The organism is Leuconostoc gelidum subsp. gelidum KCTC 3527, assembly GCF_000166715.1.
Taxonomy (GTDB): Bacteria; Bacillota; Bacilli; order Lactobacillales; family Lactobacillaceae; genus Leuconostoc; species Leuconostoc gelidum.
This window is the reverse complement of sequence record NZ_AEMI01000036.1, coordinates 90303-109448: the sequence shown is the minus strand read 5'-3', so window position 1 is coordinate 109448 and position 19146 is coordinate 90303. Positions and strand designations below refer to the sequence as shown.

Here is a 19146-nt window from a genome sequence, read left to right as displayed (position 1 = left end):
AAGTTAACTATGATTCATTTAAACGATTTCGACATTAAAAATAATAAACTTTTGACTCATAAGGCCGTAATAGTTCGCCTTGATCATCATCATAATTACTAATCAACACCGTTGCTTGTTTTGGTACGTCAAACTGACGTGTTAATTTTTGATCTGTGAAATTATTGATAACTAGTAATTGCTCACCCTCCCCAAGTCGCCGGTAAGCATACACTTGATCATCTTTTGAATCCAGCAACTCATAATCACCTGTCGTAATAATTGGCATCTCATGGCGTAATTGTATTAATTTTTGATAATAATAAAAAATCGAATGGCTATCTGATAAGGCTTGCTTCACATTTATTTCTTGATAATTATCGTTTAACTTTAACCATGGTGTACTGGTGGTAAATCCAGCATTTTTGGTCTCATCCCACTGCATCGGCGTGCGTGCGTTATCTCGTCCCTTAGCATGTACATAAGATAGCATAGTTTCCTCATCAATCAAATGATCTTTATCAACTAAATACTCAAAAGCATTTTTTATCTCAATATCATCAAAATCAGAGCGCTTTAAATTATACGCATTTGTCATTCCAATTTCTTCACCTTGATAAATATAAGGAGTTCCTTGCATAAAATGCAATAGTGTCGCTACCATTTTAGCTGATACTTCACGATATTCTGGCCTATCGTTACCATATCGACTAACGGCACGTGGTTGATCATGATTATCCCAATACAATGAATTCCATGCTTTTCCAGCCAATTTGTTTTGCCATTTGGATAGATTTTCTTTTAAATCAATTAACGAAACTTTTTTATCATACCATTTACCAAGTGCTGAATTAGGATTATTATCTAACCCCATATGTTCAAATTGAAAGACCATATTCAATTCAGAAGCATTATTATCAGCGTACTTAATCGCGTTACTGATATCGACCCCTGACGCCTCACCAACTGTCATCATATCAGCACGATTTAATACTTTTTGACGCATTTCTTGTAAATAATCATGAACACGAGGACCATTTGCTACTGCTCTATCAGAATTGCCATATGTCCCATCTGCAGGGACGTCACCATCTGGTAAACCATCAGGTTTTGAAATTAAGGAGATAACATCCATTCGGAAGCCATCAATTCCCTTATCAACCCAGAAATTCATCATGTCAAAAACAGATTGACGCACCTTCGTATTAGCCCAATTTAAATCAGGTTGCCCTTCAGCAAATAAATGAAGATAATATTGACCTGTGCTCTCATCGTATTTCCAAGCAGGACCTGAAAAGAAGGATCCCCAATTGTTTGGTTCGTGGCCTTCAACAGGATCACGCCAAATATAAAAATCTCGTTTATCATTATCTTTAGATGATCGACTTTCAATAAACCATTGATGCTGATCAGAAGTGTGATTAACTACTAAATCCATTAAAATTTTAATCCCTTTAGTATGCGCCTTACTAAGTAATCGATCAAAATCTGCCATCGTACCAAATTTCGCATTAATATCTTCATAATCGGAAATATCATAACCGTTATCTTTGTCAGGTGACGCATATACTGGATTCAACCAAATAACGTCTGCTCCTAATTTTTCGATATAATCTAAGCGCTGCTCAATCCCTTGTAAATCACCAATACCATCCCCATTTGCATCTTGAAATGAGCGCGGATAAACTTGATACACCACTGCTTTTTGCCACCATTTAATATTCTTTGTCATGATTTATATTCCTTTTTTTATTCTGTCCGTCTGTGAATCATCTTCTTTAACTATCCAAATTAAGCATCCACCAATTATTAAAGTCACACCAGCAATAGCCAACATATGCGCCATTGACTGGCCAACAAGTGGAAAAATAGCAAAACTTGCAATTGAAGCAACTATTTGGGGAATGCATATGAAACAATTAAATAATCCTAAATAGATGCCATCATGTCTGCCATTTAAAGCATTGGTCAATATCGTAAAGGGTATGGAAATAATAGCAATCCACCCAATACCTATTAATATAAATCCAAATAATGATGACATATGTGTATGTCCATATGCGACAACTATAAAGCCAATTCCACCAGCTATTAAACTGAAGAAAAAAGCCCATTTACGTGTCTTTTTATTGAGATGTTGAAAAAAAATACCAACTAATATCGCCACTACTGAATAGACTGCCTGTAATATACCAAACCAATTTCCAGCTGCTTGATATCCAGCAGACGCCGGGTCTGACACGTGCCAAATATTTTCTGATAAAGCTCCGGTAGAGTAGGTCCACATATATGGAATGCCAAACCAAACAAAGAATTCTACGATGCCTAGTGTCCAAAATACCTTAGGTGCATGTTTTAAGATATCGACAAACGAATCACGCTTTTCGTTATTAGCTGTGATACCGTGGTAATAAGCCAGTGTCTCTGGATCATATTCTTTCACATTGATAACAGTAAATATTGTAGATAGCAGTAAAATGGCTGCTGCAACATAAAATGATATCTTGACCGAATCAGGTACAACGCCACGAGCCGCCGTATTAGAAATACCAAAAACCGTTAAAACAAATGGAAATATAAAGGCAATAACACCACCTAAACTCCCCCACATATTCTGTAGTGTCCATGCTTTATCTGTTTGCTGCTCACTAACCATATCTGGAATGATCATTTTAAATGGTTGCATAGACACATTTGCAGATAAATCCATAAATAATACAGTGACTGCACCAAACCATAAAGCTGTCATCGAACCATAACCAAAGCCAAACGAACCTGTATTTGGCAATAATAATAGCACCACAATCGATACTGCGCAACCACCAATCAGGTAAGGTATGCGCCGTCCTAATTTTGGGAGCCATGTTTTATCTGAAAACAAACCAATTAACGGTTGTGTTATCATGCCAGCTAATGGTGGCAGAATGAAGAAAAATCCCAACTTAGTTGGATCAGTTCCTAACGTTTGAAATATTCGACCCATATTACCAGTCTGAACTGAAAAAGCAACTTGTACACCAGCATAACCAAATGTCATTAAAAACAATTGCATACTTGTGAGCCTTGGCAGCTGACCTTTTGTTTGTATGTTGTTATTCAAAATACTCACTCTCTTTCGTTAAGTGATTAACACGTAATCACCTTTTAAAGTAACCGCTTACATTTCAATCAAATAAACTTTCGTTTCATAAGCTCTTAAAATGTCCCCTGCATCATCTCTATAATTACCAATGAGCAATGACGTGATCGTGCCGAAGTTATAATGTCGTATTTGCGGTTGATCTGAAAAATTACTGATTACCAGTAATTGAGAATCTTTGCCGATTCGTCTGTAGGCATAAACAAATTCATCCTCTAAATCTAATACTTCATAACGGCCGGTCGTTATAATCGGTAACTGTTGTCTTAGAGCAATCAATTTTTTATAAAAATAAAAAATTGATTCCCTGTCAGAAAACGTATCAGATACATTTATCGTTTGATAATTAGAATTAACTGGTAACCAAGGACTACCAGTAGTAAAACCAGCATTTTTGGTGTTTTCCCATTGCATTGGTGTGCGCGCATTATCACGGGACGCGTGATGAATGTAAGCCATCATTTGCTCAGGCGTCACACGTTTTTTTTGAACAACCAGATCGTCATAAGCGTTTAACGTATCAATATCTTGATATTGATCAATCGATGATAATGCAATATTTGTCATCCCAATTTCTTCGCCTTGATAGATATATGGGGTACCTTGCATAAAATGAAGTGTTGCTGCCAACATTTTAGCTGATTGCACACGATACGCCTCTGAATCATTGCCAAATCTCGATACTACCCGTGGTCGATCATGATTATTCCAATACAAACTATTCCAAGCATGACCATATAAATGAGTTTGCCATTTAGATAAGCTACGTTTCAAATCCACCAAATTAACCCGATCATTACTCCACTTGCCCAAGCCTTCATGACTATTATCAAGTTCTGTATGTTCAAACTGAAACACCATTTGCAGTTCGTGGCGGTCAAATCCAGCATATTTTACCGCATCATCCGTTGTTACACCAGGTGTTTCACCGACAGTGATGATATCATGTTTCGATAATACTAGTTTGTTCATCTCTTGCAAATATTGATGCACATTTGGCCCATTTGCTACAAATACCATTGATGACCCATGACTATCATGATCAACTTTTGGATCATCTGGGAACCCTGATTGCTTAGAAATTAAATTAATGACATCCATACGGAAACCATCAATGCCCTGGATCAACCACCACTGCATCATTGTGTAAATTTCTTGTCGTAGTTTTGGATCATCCCAATTTAAATCTGGTTGTTTTTTAGAAAAAAGATGTAAATAATATTGTGCTGTTTTAGCATCATATTCCCACGCTGACCCACCAAAATCAGATAACCAATTATTCGGCGCATGTCCATTGACTGGATTTCGCCAGATATAATAATCACGGTACACGTTATTCTTAGATTGACGACTTTTTTGAAACCAAAAATGTTCATCAGATGTATGATTAACAACTAAATCCATCATTACTTTCAAACCAAGTTCATGTGCAACTAACAGCATCTCTCTAACATCAGCAATCGTGCCAAATTCTGGCAAAATTTTCTGATAATCACTAATGTCGTAACCATTATCATCATTTGGTGATTGATATATCGGACTTAGCCAAATGACTTGCACGCCCAATTCTTTCAAATACGGTAAGCGTTGAATGATACCTGGAATATCGCCAATACCATCACCATTGCTATCCTGAAAACTTCGCGGATAAATTTGATAGACAACCGCCTTTTGCCACCACTTTGTCTGTGTCATTATCATTTCCTCACTGTGCCTAGCATTCTTATTTGCGTAAACGTTTACGCAAATATTATTGTAACCGCTTACACCATGTTTGTCAACAGATTTTAGGTTATAATATGGAGTATGACTATCACAATTAAAGACATCGCAAATAAGGCTGGTCTTTCACCAGCATCTGTATCTCGCATTTTAACTAATCGTGGCCGTTTTAACGCAGAAACAGCTCAAAAAGTACGTGATCTCGCTGAATCAATGGGGTATTTTAAAAACCAATCAGCAGCTGATTTATCACAAAAAGAAAGTCGCGTTATCGGTGTTCTTGTCCCCAGTTCACACACAAACTTCGCCGACGAAATTATTAAGGGTATGCAGTCAAAAGCTTACGAACTCAACTATGAACTCATAGTTGCTTTTGTTGAGAGCGATATTCAACAACAGATTCAAACCGTAAAGTCCTTACTGTCACGAAATTTACTAGCAATCGCTATGCTTGCCATCGATATCGATGACACTGTTTTGGCCGTTTTATTGGATACTAACGTGCAACTAATTAGTGTCTCGAACCAACTGAATAATAAAATTCCATCGATATCATCAAATAATTATGACACAGTGCACGACATCGTTGATTATCTCTATGATAACGGTCATAGAGATATCGCACTTATTGGTTCTTCAAGGCCAGAACCAATTGTCGCCAATCTTAGACGTCAAGGCTTTATTAACGCCTTATCAGAGCATGGTATAACATACAATCCTGATTTTATTTGGGGTGTAGAAAACACTTATCAAACTGGCCTTGATGCTATTAAACATTTTGGTGTACCATTACCATTTAGCGCTGCTATTGGGTCTGCGGATATCATCAGTATTGGCCTACTTAATGGGGCAAAAGATGCGCAATTATCGATACCAGAGGACTTATCCATTGTCACAATTGACGGTACAGATCTTACTCAACTCACACGACCAATTTTGACGTCTACCAAACAAAATTTTCAATTAATGGGTCAACTAGCTATAAAAAGCCTCGCTGAAAAAAAATTATCCCCACATACTATTATCTTTACTGATACCACGCTAGTTCTTGGTGGCACCGTCGCGTCACCTCTTCAACGTGGTAAAGAAAATTGAACAACAGTCATAATCAAAAAGCAACACCTACCTTATTTTTGAATAGGCAGGTGTTGCTTTTTGATTATGACTACTAATATTATCTAAATATGACTTATCTATTATTTTGTCAAAATAATATCTTTCCCTAATAAATCAATTACCAATGTTTCACCTGAAATCAAATCAACATGAGTGCCTTGTGCATTTACTGATACTTCAAGGACGTGATCGCGAAATACCAAACGAAATGCATATTTAGTCCAATTTTTTGGTAAAAATGGTTTCAAGTGAAGTTTATCATCACGTATACGCATACCCGCAAATCCTTGCACAATTGCTAACCATGAACCCGTCATCGCCGTAATGTGTAATCCATCAGAAGTGTCATTATTATAATTGTCCAAATCCAAACGCGCAGCACGCTCGTACATTTCAACTGCTTTATCTGCCATTTGCAAATCAGCTGCCAAAATTGAATGAACAGATGGTGACAATGATGACTCGTGCACCGTCAATGGTTCGTAAAATTCAAAGTTGTTGCGCTTTTCTTCTTCTGTAAAAGAATCTGGGAAGTAAAACATCGCATGCAACGTATCAGACTGCTTGATATAAGGTGAACGTAAGATACGATCCCATGACCAATTTTGGTTAATTGGTCGAATATCTTGTGGCATATCAGCAATTGGCGTCAAATCTTTATCCAAGAAAGTATCATGTTGTACAAAGATATGCTTTTTGCCAGTCTTAGTTTCGACATCAGCCTCAGGCAAATACATTTTATCCACAATCTTTTGCCACTTTGCTAGTTCGTCATCTGTCAACGCCAACTTAGCTTTTTCATCATCATTAATTTCGTCGTAGTGTTCAAGTGAATATTGCAAAACCCACTTAGCCATCCAGTTTGTATAGAAGTTATTATTCACATTATTTTCGTACTCGTTGGGACCAGTAACACCATGAATCATGTATTTATCATTTCGTGCAGAATAGTGAACACGATCAGCCCAAAAACGTGCAATATTATACAAAACTTGCGCGCCGTCATCATCTAGCCATGAGTGATCGCCTGTGATGTTAGTATAATTGTAAATCGCATAAGCAATCGTAGAATTACGGTGAATTTCTTCAAAAGTAATTTCCCACTCGTTGTGTGATTCAATACCATCAAAGGTAACCATTGGATACAAAGCACCTTTTAGCCCTTGCTCTTTGGCGTTATGGAAAGCCCCATCTAGTTGGTCAAAACGATACTGAAGCAATGAACGTGTGACTGACGGATCAGCAACACCAAGATAAACAGGAATCGCAAAAGCTTCTGTGTCCCAATAAGTTGCACCACCATACTTTTCTCCAGTAAAGCCTTTTGGTCCAATATTCAAACGAGGGTCGTTACCATAATAGGTTGAAAATAGTTGAAATAAATTGAAGCGAATACCTTGTTGGGCCGCGTTATCTCCTTCAATTTGAACATCAGCTTTTCCCCATCGTTTGGCCCATTCTTGCGCATGAGCACTGTAAATAACATCGTATGATTTCGTAGCAATTTCTGCTGTTAATATGTCACCTGCAGCAATTACTTTTTCTAAACTATCATAATCACGAGAAGTTGTGACAATCACACGTTTTTCAAAGGTCACTGCGCCCTTAGCTGGTACTTTGATATCAAAGTTATCAGTGACTTCTTTTTCAGAACAGTTCATGCCGTGTTTTTCACCACCAACAAAACTTTGCCGAGCAACGACCGTAAATTGCGGTACACCGAATGGATTTTCAATCGTTTGGGTGGCGATAAATGATGAATCTGTTTCATTACCAGCGTCCAAAACTTGCCAGAACTTTTCATCATAATTTGAATCTTCGTTGACAACATCAGCATCAATACTAGCATCAAAGTGAATTTGGTGCGTTTGACCATCAGCAGATGACAAGTCATAATGAATATCTGCCAATTCCTTTACTGCTGCTGAAACTAAGCGCGTGATTTTAAATGTCACGCCAAATACAGTGAATGTGCGCTTCAAAACACCAGTTTTCATATCCAATGATACTTCAAAATCAGTCACATCGTTTTTGGCTAAATCAACTTGATTACCATCTACGTAAATGTCTGCTTTGACATAGTTTAAAGCATTGATGGCTTTTCCAAAGTAAAGTGGGTACCCATTTTTCCACCAACCAACACGTGTTTTGTCAGGAAACCAAACACCGCCAATGTAAATACCTTGATGCGTGTCACCGGAGTACACTTCTTCAAACATGCCACGCATGCCCATATACTCGTTGCCTAAACTTGTCATAGATTCTTGTAGACGTTTATCTTCAAGATTCAAATCATGTGATGTGACTTTCCAAGGATCAACTTCAAAAATTCGTTTCATAAGACTTTCTACCTCTTCAGTTTTTCTAATGCTTAGCTTCAGCGCTAATATCTGCGACTGCTAACCGCACACATTAACGCCGAAGCGTTGAGCATTACTTTGTATCAACAGGGTTACTGTGCATTTCGTTGATAAATTCCACACTAACAGCCCCAATGCACATTAAGATACCAGAAACTAATATCATTAATGGCAAATGTGATCCCAGTACTGGGAATAATGTCAAACTAGCGGTTGAGGTGGAAATTAGGGCAGGCAAATTGAACCATCAAACAATCCCAAGTACCTACCCATGTGATCGTCAGTAATAGCGATGAAATTGTTTCATCTTCATTAAAAATGAAACATACAAATTGGATCAACACCGATGTAACCGCTTACATTTTATAGCATAAAACATTTTTGGATTTAATGGAAGCGTTTGCACAATGGATTAATGATAACTGTTAGTAAACCCATCGATTCTCGAACGATTATTCTTGTCATAATACTGTGAATTTTTACCATTATAGTACTTTTGGGCTCAAATTGTAAAATAGTTTATTCATCATTTTTATGATCAAATAAGGGCAAGCGGTTGTCTATAAACTAAGAAGAAAATGGTCGATAAGTACACCGTCAAATACAATATCACCACAATCACTAAGAGTTTTATAGACAATCTGTAACATGCTAAGTGAAATACAAATCGATTGCACAGACAATCGCTGTTGGTAATTGAAAATGATACATTAAATTTTCATCAGACAAATATGAATGAGTCTCTGTTTGGGAAACCTTTACTTTGAGATAACAAAGCACGAGCCTCTTAATTAGGGATGATCGACTATTTTAATTGTATCTTCAACAATCGTTATCAGTTCGTGCGACACTTGATCAGAAATGGTTAATTACCCGACTAGCTATTATTTTAGAAATATGAGCCATTCGCACGACAGTATTCAAATTTCCAATGTGCCGATCCCCATTTTAGGCAAACGATAAGGCACAATCACACTTGTTGCCTTTGTTTGCTCAAGTAGCGAACGTTGATCATTAAATAATAATCGAACCGCTTCGCTACCCAAACTGCGAGGTAACATATCGACTGAGTAGAAATCCTTACCCCCTAGTCGCGCATATTCCGATCGATTAAAGGCAATAGTCGGTAATTTAGGGTGTGTTTGGAGATGTGCTTGTGCTTGATTACGTGACAAATAACCAATTTTGTCATCACTGGCAATTAAACCATCAATCTCGTGATGCGCATCAAAATAGTTTTCCAACACCTGTTTTTGTGCTTGAAAAGCTACGGGCAACGATAAGACTTGAGCATCTGGCTGCGCGGCACGAAACCCTATTTCACGATTTCGTTCGTAGCGCCAATCCGCCAACGTGCGAACAAACAACGGTGCTTTGAGATCAAACTGTTCGACTAACAGACGTGTTGCTTCTTCGCCTGCCCGTCGATTATCATTATCCACGTACAATACGTCATTTGACTGTTCAGGTTCACCAGTTACCACCACACGTGCGCTATTTTCCCGCAGCAGCTCAGAAATCGGGTCATTTTCAACCGTATAGAGCAAAATGAAGCGACGCACCTGCCCAGCATCAACCATCATTTTAACCGCATTATACACTTCTGACCAGTTACTACCAGTTGCTGTGGTCAATAAATATTGACGCGCCACTAATTGTGAATTAATGCCAAATAATAATTGCATCGCAAAGTCGTTTTCTGTGCTATCTGATGCCTGCGGCTGAAACACGACACCGACCGTGTTACTTTCACTTTGCGTTAAGTTACGTGCGGCAAAATTTGGTGTATAACCCATTTCTTGAGCAATTTTTTTGATGCGTTCCTTCGTTTTGACGCTAATTTTTGGTGAATTTGCTAACGCGCGTGAAACAGTTGAAATAGCAACTCCAGATTTATTAGCAATATCTTGTATTGTAACCATACCGACCTCCTGTACACGTTATTTTAACATGAAAAAGATTGGGACTGACACCCCAATCTTTTTTAGCCTTTCACTGAACCACTTGTCACACCTGACACGTAGAAACGTTGTAAAAGTATAAATAATATAGTAATTGGAATGGCAATGATAACAGCACCGGCAGCAAAGCTCATGAATAATGAGTTAGCCGTTTCTTTGGTCATCATAGAATATAAACCAATGGCAACCGTATAATTTTTCACATTATCACCCATAATCACTTGTGCAAAAATAAAATCCATCCAAGGTCCAGTAAAAGCTGTTAAAGCTGTAAAAACAATGATCGGTTTTGATAAAGGCAAAGTTATTTTGGTGAAAATTTCCCATTTTGTCGCACCATCAAGCATCGCGCTTTCATCCAATGAATACGGAATTGTATCGAAAAAGCCTTTTTGAATATAAAATGCAAGTCCAGCGCCTGAGACATATACTAAAATCAAAGCAAACAAACTCTGTGTCAAACCGGCTGCCTTCAAGATATAATAAATTGCAAACATCGCCATAAAACCAGGAAACATGTTCAAAACCAAAGCAATTTTCAAGAAGGGCCCCTTGATTTTGAACTTTAAGCGACTTAAAGAATAAGCCATTGACAATACGAGCATAGTGGAAATAATGCCACTAATAATAGAAACAAACAACGTATTTAAGAACCAGCGCCCAAACGGATATTGACTGTTGGTGAACAGCTGTACGTAATTGTGAAATGTATAAGTTTTTGGCCAAAAATAATTCACAAAAGCACCACCTTCACCGCGAAAGCTCGTGAGGACAATCCATATAATTGGAATCACCCATATAAATGCCATAATAGACAAAGTAATGTACAAAATTATCTTATTTCGCCGTTTTACGCCTCTAATGCTATGCATAATTAGACCTCCATTCCCGAGTTCGACACTTTCTTATAGGCAATCAGTGAGAAGACTGCAGACAAGATAAAGATCAAAATACCAATAACTGACGCTAAATTATAATCCGCTGTATTCAAAGTCAAGTTATACAGCCACGTAATTAACAAATCCGTTGAACCCGCGCCGTAGTAATTTGAATTAGCAGGTCCACCACCAGTTAATAAGTAAATAACGTTAAAGTTATTGACATTACCAATAAATTGTTGAATCAAACTAGGTGCCATCACAAAGACGATTTGTGGAAACGTAATTGATTTGAATATTTGAAATTTGTTAGCACCATCAATTTGTGCTGCTTCGATTTGATCTTCAGATTGATTTTGTAAAATACCAGTCGTAACCAACATTGTTGCTGGAATACCAATCCACAAATTTACAATAATGATTGTAAATTTTGCGAATAAAGGATTTGTAAAAAACGGCAGATTTGTTTTAGTTAAACCAGAATTAATCAACAACGTATTCACCAGTCCACCATCGGCAAACATATTATTCATGATCAACAATGATATAAATGCTGGAATGGCCATTGTTAAAATAAAAATCGTTCGGAAGAATTTTTTGCCTTTAATTCCTTTAGCATTGATCATCATTGCTAAGATTACGCCAAAGAAAAATGAAGAAACTGTTGCCGCAACTGCCCAAATCAAAGTCCATGCAAGCACTGGGAAAAATGTATGAGCCATTTGGCCAGAAATAACGTTACCAAAATTAGTCAATCCGACCCATTCAAACAAATTTTTTGGTGGCAAATGATTATGATCATAGGACGTGAAAGCAATTGCTATCATGTAGATTAATGGTAAAATCGTGAAAAATAAGACACCTGTCATTGGTACGGCCATTAAAGTAATGTGCATTTTTTCATCAAGTAGAGATGCTAAATCTTCACGCAATGTTGGCAATTTAACACCTTCTTGCTTCAACTCCCAAATATGCCGCGCTGACTGTAAGTTTATGCGATACAACCAGATAAACAAAACAGTAATAATGACTGACAACATCCCCCACAATAGTAGAAGCATCGAATTATCACCGGCTTGCAAAATTGAAATACCTAACGATTTATCATAAACTAAACCTTGTGCATGTGTTCCCAAGGTAAACATATTATGATACGCTTTTAAACCAACCGTAAACAACCAGGCAAGCCAACTTATTTCTAAAATTAGAAATACCAATCCCTTAAGGAATTGCTTATTTGCAAAGTTTGCCGACCCCATAATAAGATATGATGTTTTCGTCACACTGTCCGCTTGACCAAATAGTTTAATGAGTGAGATATGCTCCTCATGTGTTGAATGTTTCTTTTTTTTAAACATCTTTCATTCCAACTTTCATTAGTTATGTACGCAGAGAGAGGAATGCTCTCTGCTAAAAACATGCTTACTCTGATTAATTCACACTTTTAGATGCATTTTTAACTAATGTTTTCAACTTTGGCAACATTTGTTGTTCTGAAATTTTGCCTTTGTAGGTATCATTGAATAACGCATCCGATGATGCCCAAAAATTAGCCATTGCTGGAGACTTAGGCATTGGTGTTGAAAAACCAGTTTCTGACATTTTAACAACTGCTTTTGCTAAATCATCGTTTTTAATATCAGTCGATGCCTGCACTGCTTTTGATGATGGAATGTAGTGAGAATTCTTGAAACCTAATTCTTGAACTTTATCACTAGACAAGTAGTTTGCTAACTTCATTGCGGCTAATGGTTCTTTTGTTGCTTGTTTAACACCAAACAATTTCACTCCCAAGAATGCCTGCATTTGCTTTTCACCGTTACCCATATTGACTGTTGGATATGGCGCAATACCTAAATCATCGCCTAATGCTTTTTTATAATCATTGTAAGACCAAGGACCAGATATCGTGGCTGAAATCTTTTTTGACTGTAACAGATTTAATGTGTTTGTACTAGCTTGTACAAAACCAGGGTTACTTTTCTGGGCCTTTATCCAAGACAAAACGGCTACACCGTTTTCATTGTCAATATTTGTCCCTTTTGATTGTTCCCCATTTTCGCCATACAACGTATCGCCTTCCGTATAAAAAAGCGGCGAGAAGATATAGTTAGCGCCAGCGGCCCCTAAATTAGATCCCATCTTCCCTTTACTTGTAATTTCTGTCCAAGTTTTGATATCATTATCATTTAATTGTGTCTTGTTGTAATACAACACTTGTGATTCTATCGCGTAAGGATAGCCATATGTTTTTCCTTGATAGGTGGCTCCAGCCATAGCATTTGAAATCTGCGTGGCCTTTAAATTTTTAGCATACTTTGTGCTTTGATAAATCAAACCTTGAGAAGCTAATGAACCAATTTGATCATGTGGGAACATGAAGACATCGGCCGCAGCAGATGGATCTTTTTGCAAATTTTTTAAGGCATCTGTCGAATTAGTATACTTGATTGTAATTTTAACTTTGGGGTTAAGCTTTTCAAAATTCTTAACCGCTGTGACATATATTGGTTTCGTAGCAGTATCAACCCACAATTTCAGATTTTGAGTTTTTGATGTTTGATTCTGAGCTGACGTATGCATTTTTACTGCTGTGACCCCGCCTGCAGCCAATACTATAACAACCGCTGCAGCCGCACCAATTTTTACCGTTGTACTAGTCATGATAATATCCTCCAAGATATTCTCTTTGTTTTATTGTTCGAGTTCATCATAAAACAAACACGCACTTTATGCAAGCGCTTTCATTATTTTTTAAAAAATATTGGTCTAGACATTTATAATCATTGCTATTGTGTTCATGCAGCTTAGTGTATAGGATAAAACATTGTTCTCCCTATGTTAATAATCAATTATTTTTTTTGGAAAAATAAATGGTATAGCTATTTTTAAGAAAACGCTTGCATTATATTTAGCGTGTTATATAATAAATTTGTGAAAGCGCTTACACGTTTTTTGATTATCTCCCTGATATACTAGTGGGCTAATAATTTATCGTTAAAACTATTCAGAAAATCCGAGGATATTAAAATGGCAGAAATACGTTTAGAGCACATCAAAAAAACTTATCCACATATGGATACGCCGTCGGTTACGGACTATAATTTAGCAATACATGACAAAGAATTTATCGTTTTTGTCGGTCCTTCTGGATCAGGAAAATCAACAGTTTTGCGCATGATCGCTGGTCTCGAAGAAATTTCAGGTGGGGAATTCTATATTGATAACAAACTCATGAATGATGTTTCACCCAAGGATCGCGATATTGCTATGGTTTTTCAAAATTATGCACTGTATCCTCACATGACTGTTTACGATAATATCGGGTTTGGTTTAAAACTGCGTAAAATGCCAAAAGATGACATTGAAAAACGTGTGCACAACGCGGCAAAGATATTGGGCATTGAAGATTACTTAGATCGCAAACCAGCAGATTTATCAGGAGGTCAACGACAACGTGTTGCCATGGGCCGCGCAATTGTTCGTGATGCAAAAGTATTGCTAATGGACGAGCCACTTTCAAATTTAGATGCTAAACTACGTGTCGAAATTCGTGCAGAGATTACAAAAATCCACAAAAAAATTAACGCTACAACGATTTATGTGACACATGATCAAACCGAGGCTATGACATTAGCCGATCGTATCGTCATTATTGATCGTGGTGACATTCAACAAGTGGGTACACCGCAAGAATTATATAATGAACCAATAAATATTTTTGTAGCAACCTTTATTGGTATGCCCTCTATGAACCTCATCACAGGTAAATATGAAGCAGGCATGCTGACAACTGCAGATGGCCTAAGATTTGTGATACCAGATGGTATGTCTAAAGTACTCTCATCTAATCATTACTCTGGGAAAAGTGTTGTATTTGGTATCCGGTCAGAAGATGTGCTCTCCGAACAAGTGGCTTTGGATACATACTCCAACAATGTAGTCACGGCAAAAGTAAACATCGCTGAACTCATGGGTGCAGATTCAATGCTTTATACTGAAATTGGCACACACGAATTAATTGCCCGGGTCAACACGCGTGACTACCACCAACCTGGTGAAGAAATAAAACTTGCATTAAACATGAATAAGGGGCATTTTTTTGACCCAGAAACAACAAATCGAATTTTATAATTATAACAGTTTGATAATAATCGTTAACATTAACCAGCTATCTATTAATAATTTTATCTGTCTTACGGAGGACTAATTATGAACAAAGCAGCAATTTATCATCGTCCAGAGTCTGAATACGCTTATCTTTACACCAAAAAAGAAATGCGGGTTCGTCTGAGAACTGCTCTCGATGATATTAAAACTGTCACAATTGTTTCTGGTGATCCCTATAATTGGACTGATGGGACATGGCAAAAATATGCCGACATAAGTATGAAAAAAACTTTAGCAACTGATACACACCAATACTGGGAAACTAAATTATCTGCTGCTACTTATCGTCTAAATTACGGATTCCTTATCACTGATACCGATGAACAAACCTTGTTTTTTGGAGACCGAGGATTTGAAAGTATCACAAAGTCTGCAGATGAAAATGATGGATTAATGGGTGCTAGTAACTATTTCAAAATGCCCTATTTTCAAGAAATTGACCGATTTAAGGCACCCGACTGGGTGAAATCCACGATCTGGTACCAGATTTTTCCTGAGCGATTTGCCAATGGTGATCACACTAATGATAACCAGAATACTTTACCTTGGGATTCTGAAAGACACCCAACCCGAACAGACTTTTATGGCGGCGACTTGCGTGGCATTATTAATCATCTAGACCACTTAATTGATTTAGGAATTAATGGTATCTATTTCACACCCATTTTTAAATCACCAACAAATCATAAATATGATACACAAGATTATTTAACAATTGATCCACAATTTGGCACTAAAAAGGATTTTAAAGAGTTGGTCAAAAAAGCACACGATCATGGTATCAAAATTATGTTGGATGCTGTTTTCAACCATATTGGCGATAAAAGTCCGCAATGGCAAGATGTTCTTAAAAATGGTCAAAATTCTAAATACGCTGACTGGTTTCATGTTCGTTCTTGGCCTGCAACATACACAGCCACTAATAATTTTGAAGAAACAAAAGATGCGACTTATGACACTTTTGCATTCACACCACACATGCCTAAGCTAAACACCGCCAATATTGAAGTACAAGATTATTTGTTAAACATTGCAACTTACTGGATAAAAGAATTCAATATTGATGCATGGCGCTTAGATGTTGCTAACGAAGTTGATCATCATTTCTGGAAACGTTTCAAACAAGCTACTACAGCTATCAAACCTGATTTTTATATTATTGGTGAAATTTGGACAAGCGCTCAATCTTGGCTGCAAGGTGATGAGTTTACTGGGGTCATGAACTACGCATTTACTAGTGCCATTAGTGATTTTTTTGCCAAAAAACAAATTACCGCTACACAAATGATTAATCAATTAAATAATCAGCTCCTACTCAACCGTGATCAAACTAATCAAATGATGTTTAATTTGTTAGATTCACATGATGCACCTCGCATTTTATCTGTCGCTAAAAATAACAAAAATATTGTCAAACAAATGTTTACTTTTATGTTTTTACAGCAAGGTACACCGGATATTTATTATGGCACAGAATATGGCATGACTGGTGATCAAGATCCCGATAATCGCAAGCCAATGGTTTGGAACAAACATCTACAAGATCACGAAATGTATGATTATTTCAAAAAATTAATCAAATTACGCCGAAATTATCAAATAATATTAACAGATGGTAACCTCTCTTGGTCTAACGAAGATAGCATCGTTGGTTTAAATCGTACATTAAAAAATATGACTATAACAGCACTTTTCAATACGACTGATTCTGATTATACTGTCGTGAAGCAACCAAATTCATATCCTATTTTTTTTAATCAATATCAACATGAAACACTATCACCAGATGGTTTTGTAGTTTTTATCCATCAATTATAAATTACACAAAGATTAATGGTATTTTTTCTTTGCTTTTAAACGCTATTATCAACTTCTAAAAATTCATTACTACAATCATGTTATATATTCTATAGTATGAAAAATATTTTGAAGGAGTATATTTATGGAACTTAGTGAGACTTCATCTCTTCCTTGGTGGAAAACAGCGATCGGCTATCAAATTTATCCGCGATCTTTTCAAGATTCAAATAATGATGGAATTGGTGATATAAAAGGTATCATAAATCATTTGACGTACCTTAAATGGCTTGGTATTGACTTTATTTGGATTAACCCTATATATAAATCTCCCAATATTGATAATGGTTATGATATTTCTGACTTTCAAGATATTTCGGAAGATTATGGCACTATTGAAGATTTCAAAAGGCTCTTAGATGAAGCCCATAAATTAAATATTCGCGTTATTATGGATTTAGTTGTTAATCATACTTCCGACCAACATCACTGGTTTCAAGAAGCACGCAAATCTAAAGATAACCCCTACCACAATTTCTATATTTGGCAGGATAATATTAATGACACCCGTCCAAATGACTGGAAAAATTTCACAAATGATCCTGTTTGGGAATTAAACGAAGCAACAAATGAATGGTATTTTCATTTGTTTTCCCCTCAACAACCAGATTTAAATTGGGAGAACTCAAAAGTACAACACAAAATTATTGACATGATTAACTGGTGGGCCGATCAAAGTATCGATGGCTTTCGTTTAGATGCACTAAGCCATCTGAAAAAGAGTAACTTTAATGTATTTCAACCTATCGGAAATGACAAATTCAGCATTTTCTCAAACAATCAAGGCATTGATGAATACCTTGATTTATTGCATCAAACATTCGCCAAACGTAATCTAATGACTGTCGGTGAGGCCGGTGGCGTACACTCAGATACAGCTCGTATTTGGACTGGGCAAGTAGGATTTATCGACATGATTTTTGAACTTGAACATCAAGTCAGACAGTCTACAATACCACCACGTGCCGAACGCGAGTCTTTTTTAACTATTTTAGCAAATTGGCAAGAAGCTTTAAATAAACAAGGTTGGTTAGGACTATATGTTGAAAATCATGACCAACCACGTGCGATTACAGTGTATGGTGCTAATACACAAGCAGCCGGAAAATCTCTAGCAACACTACTTCTAACTTTACGTGGTACACCTTTTATTTACCAGGGGCAAGAGTTAGGGATGACAAATATTCATTTTCCCTCCCCAGATGACATTAATGATGTAGCCACACAAGATAATTATGAACGTTTAGTTCTCAAAGGATTATCCGTAAAAAAGGCCTTAACTGAAGCAACAAGTTGGTCTCGTGATAATGCTCGAACACCAATGCAATGGTCAAAGTTCGGTTTTTCACAATCTAATGAAGCCCAAAAAGAATCATGGATTCTTACAAATACTAACAGCGCTAGTATTAATTTACACGATGAACTGCTAGATGATCAGTCGATTTTACATTATTATCGGCAACTCATTCATTTGCGGCGTCATGATGCTGTTTTACAAACTGGTGATTTTAAATTGATACGAACGGAAATTGAAAACATTTTAATTTTTATTCGTCAAATAGCTGATCAAAAACGTTTAATAATGATCAATTTAGACGATAAACCTTTGTCCATTGTTTTGCCAGATTCAATTTTTTTAGAAACTTGGTGGCCGATAATATGCTCCTCTGGTCCATTTACAGAGATTAACCCCAAAATGACATTATTGCCTTATCAAGCCATGATTTGGAAAAATTGAGTATATGCGTTATACTTATGTTTCAGGCTATAAAGGAGGTATACTATGGGACGTTATCAAATTGATTTTAAACAAAAACAAGCAAATGCCAATTACAAGTCAGGTCAACAAACACAATTGACCAAAGCAGAACAAGTGGCGGCGTTAAAAGCGAAGTTTACACAAACAAAAAACAAGTAGGAAACCTCAACAATGGTTTTCTACTTGTTTTTAATTTAACAACGTC

The 19146-nt window shown here is 36.8% G+C and carries 13 protein-coding genes and 1 pseudogene; 5 read left to right on the top strand and 9 right to left on the bottom strand.

The genetic code is table 11. From position 1 onward, the window contains the following. Positions 1–34: 34 nt before the first annotated feature. From EUI_RS0108320 to EUI_RS0108310, 3 genes are all read right to left on the bottom strand, one after another. A complete protein-coding gene (locus EUI_RS0108320; RefSeq protein ID WP_010017409.1) occupies positions 35–1711 on the bottom strand; it encodes a glycoside hydrolase family 13 protein in 1677 nt (558 codons plus the stop codon). A gap of 3 nt (positions 1712–1714) precedes the next feature. Beyond that, on the bottom strand, positions 1715–3031 hold the full coding sequence (locus EUI_RS0108315) for an SLC45 family MFS transporter (protein ID WP_263431523.1): 1317 nt from the start codon (positions 3029–3031) through the stop codon (positions 1715–1717). A 105-nt stretch (positions 3032–3136) separates the two neighbouring features. Then, positions 3137–4813 (bottom strand): glycoside hydrolase family 13 protein, encoded by a 1677-nt coding sequence (locus EUI_RS0108310; RefSeq protein WP_010017406.1) that lies wholly within the window; start codon positions 4811–4813, stop codon positions 3137–3139. Between the two features lie 111 nt (positions 4814–4924). Here EUI_RS0108310 and EUI_RS0108305 point away from each other — a divergent pair, with 111 nt between their 5' ends. Then, the gene (locus tag EUI_RS0108305; RefSeq protein WP_010017405.1) at positions 4925–5935 is read left to right on the top strand and encodes a LacI family DNA-binding transcriptional regulator; all 1011 of its coding nucleotides are present in this window, start codon (positions 4925–4927) and stop codon (positions 5933–5935) included. 101 nt (positions 5936–6036) lie between these two features. On the opposite strand, the gene EUI_RS0108300 is transcribed toward EUI_RS0108305, so the two are convergent. The 6 genes and pseudogenes from EUI_RS0108300 to EUI_RS0108280 all read right to left on the bottom strand — a co-directional run bounded on the left by EUI_RS0108300 (position 6037) and on the right by EUI_RS0108280 (position 13819). Continuing rightward, positions 6037–8295 (bottom strand): glycoside hydrolase family 65 protein, encoded by a 2259-nt coding sequence (locus EUI_RS0108300; protein ID WP_010017404.1) that lies wholly within the window; start codon positions 8293–8295, stop codon positions 6037–6039. A 94-nt stretch (positions 8296–8389) separates the two neighbouring features. Beyond that, positions 8390–8607: pseudogene (locus tag EUI_RS10840) on the bottom strand (MFS transporter); the annotation flags it as partial. Positions 8608–9236: 629 nt separating this feature from the next. Continuing rightward, positions 9237–10238, bottom strand: a complete 1002-nt coding sequence (locus EUI_RS0108295; protein ID WP_010017403.1) for a LacI family DNA-binding transcriptional regulator — start codon at positions 10236–10238, stop codon at positions 9237–9239. A gap of 62 nt (positions 10239–10300) precedes the next feature. Continuing rightward, entirely contained in the window at positions 10301–11149 is an 849-nt protein-coding gene (locus tag EUI_RS0108290; RefSeq protein WP_010017402.1) for a sugar ABC transporter permease, read from the bottom strand. A gap of 2 nt (positions 11150–11151) precedes the next feature. Continuing rightward, entirely contained in the window at positions 11152–12513 is a 1362-nt protein-coding gene (locus tag EUI_RS0108285; RefSeq protein ID WP_010017400.1) for a carbohydrate ABC transporter permease, read from the bottom strand. 73 nt (positions 12514–12586) lie between these two features. Beyond that, the gene (locus tag EUI_RS0108280; RefSeq protein WP_010017399.1) at positions 12587–13819 is read right to left on the bottom strand and encodes an extracellular solute-binding protein; all 1233 of its coding nucleotides are present in this window, start codon (positions 13817–13819) and stop codon (positions 12587–12589) included. A 366-nt stretch (positions 13820–14185) separates the two neighbouring features. Between EUI_RS0108280 and EUI_RS0108275 the strand changes: the two genes are divergently transcribed. From EUI_RS0108275 to EUI_RS10910, 4 genes are all read left to right on the top strand, one after another. Beyond that, positions 14186–15289, top strand: coding sequence for an ABC transporter ATP-binding protein (locus EUI_RS0108275; protein WP_010017398.1), 1104 nt, complete (start codon positions 14186–14188; stop codon positions 15287–15289). A 78-nt stretch (positions 15290–15367) separates the two neighbouring features. Beyond that, positions 15368–17143, top strand: a complete 1776-nt coding sequence (locus EUI_RS0108270) for a glycoside hydrolase family 13 protein (RefSeq protein WP_010017397.1) — start codon at positions 15368–15370, stop codon at positions 17141–17143. A gap of 124 nt (positions 17144–17267) precedes the next feature. Next, on the top strand, positions 17268–18920 hold the full coding sequence (locus EUI_RS0108265) for a glycoside hydrolase family 13 protein (RefSeq protein WP_010017396.1): 1653 nt from the start codon (positions 17268–17270) through the stop codon (positions 18918–18920). A gap of 45 nt (positions 18921–18965) precedes the next feature. Next, positions 18966–19100, top strand: coding sequence for a hypothetical protein (locus EUI_RS10910; protein WP_010017395.1), 135 nt, complete (start codon positions 18966–18968; stop codon positions 19098–19100). The last annotated feature ends 46 nt before the right edge of the window (positions 19101–19146 follow it).

Bases quoted from the DNA above. Each gene is read 5' to 3' on its own strand.
- EUI_RS0108275 (WP_010017398.1), top strand. From the start codon at position 14,186: ATGGCAGAAATACGTTTAGAGCACATCAAAAAAACTTATCCACATATG.
- EUI_RS10910 (WP_010017395.1), top strand. From the start codon at position 18,966: ATGGGACGTTATCAAATTGATTTTAAACAAAAACAAGCAAATGCCAAT.
- EUI_RS0108270 (WP_010017397.1), top strand. From the start codon at position 15,368: ATGAACAAAGCAGCAATTTATCATCGTCCAGAGTCTGAATACGCTTAT.
- EUI_RS0108285 (WP_010017400.1), bottom strand. From the start codon at position 12,513: ATGTTTAAAAAAAAGAAACATTCAACACATGAGGAGCATATCTCACTC.
- EUI_RS0108295 (WP_010017403.1), bottom strand. From the start codon at position 10,238: ATGGTTACAATACAAGATATTGCTAATAAATCTGGAGTTGCTATTTCA.
- EUI_RS0108305 (WP_010017405.1), top strand. From the start codon at position 4,925: ATGACTATCACAATTAAAGACATCGCAAATAAGGCTGGTCTTTCACCA.
- EUI_RS0108290 (WP_010017402.1), bottom strand. From the start codon at position 11,149: ATGCATAGCATTAGAGGCGTAAAACGGCGAAATAAGATAATTTTGTAC.
- EUI_RS0108310 (WP_010017406.1), bottom strand. From the start codon at position 4,813: ATGACACAGACAAAGTGGTGGCAAAAGGCGGTTGTCTATCAAATTTAT.
- EUI_RS0108315 (WP_263431523.1), bottom strand. From the start codon at position 3,031: ATGCAATTGTTTTTAATGACATTTGGTTATGCTGGTGTACAAGTTGCT.
- EUI_RS0108300 (WP_010017404.1), bottom strand. From the start codon at position 8,295: ATGAAACGAATTTTTGAAGTTGATCCTTGGAAAGTCACATCACATGAT.
- EUI_RS0108320 (WP_010017409.1), bottom strand. From the start codon at position 1,711: ATGACAAAGAATATTAAATGGTGGCAAAAAGCAGTGGTGTATCAAGTT.
- EUI_RS0108265 (WP_010017396.1), top strand. From the start codon at position 17,268: ATGGAACTTAGTGAGACTTCATCTCTTCCTTGGTGGAAAACAGCGATC.
- EUI_RS0108280 (WP_010017399.1), bottom strand. From the start codon at position 13,819: ATGACTAGTACAACGGTAAAAATTGGTGCGGCTGCAGCGGTTGTTATA.